Annotated in this window: 1 protein-coding gene; it reads left to right on the forward strand. The window is 58.1% G+C overall.

The features are described 5' to 3' along the window. The coding region (gene tuf, locus ACW4TB_RS27495; RefSeq protein WP_455828731.1) for an elongation factor Tu at positions 1-890 on the forward strand (890 nt) is incomplete at both ends.

Below are 890 nucleotides of genomic sequence, written 5' to 3' on the forward strand. Positions count from 1 at the left end.
GCCCAGATGGACGGCGCGATCCTGGTTTGCTCGGCCGCCGATGGTCCGATGCCACAAACCCGTGAGCACATCCTGCTGTCCCGTCAGGTTGGCGTTCCGTACATCGTGGTCTTCCTGAACAAGGCTGACCTGGTAGACGACGCTGAGCTGCTGGAACTGGTCGAGATGGAAGTTCGCGACCTGCTGTCCACCTACGACTTCCCAGGCGACGACACTCCGATCATCATCGGTTCCGCTCGTATGGCCCTGGAAGGCAAAGACGACAACGAAATGGGCACTACCGCTGTCAAGAAGCTGGTAGAAACTCTGGACAGCTACATTCCTGAGCCAGTTCGTGCCATCGACCAGCCGTTCCTGATGCCGATCGAAGACGTATTCTCGATCTCGGGTCGTGGTACCGTTGTTACCGGTCGTATCGAGCGTGGTATCGTCCGCGTTCAGGATCCGCTGGAAATCGTTGGTCTGCGTGACACCACCACCACCACCTGCACCGGTGTTGAGATGTTCCGCAAGCTGCTGGACGAAGGTCGTGCTGGCGAGAACTGCGGCGTTCTGCTGCGTGGTACCAAGCGTGACGACGTTGAGCGTGGCCAGGTTCTGGTCAAGCCAGGTTCGGTCAAGCCGCACACCAAGTTCACCGCAGAAGTCTACGTTCTGTCGAAGGAAGAAGGCGGCCGTCACACTCCGTTCTTCAAAGGCTACCGTCCTCAGTTCTACTTCCGTACCACTGACGTGACCGGTAACTGCGAACTGCCGGAAGGCGTTGAAATGGTAATGCCAGGTGACAACATTCAGATGACTGTTACCCTGATCAAGACCATCGCAATGGAAGACGGTCTGCGCTTCGCTATCCGTGAAGGCGGTCGTACCGTCGGCGCCGGCGTCGTAGC

This window comes from Lelliottia jeotgali (genome assembly GCF_977070485.1).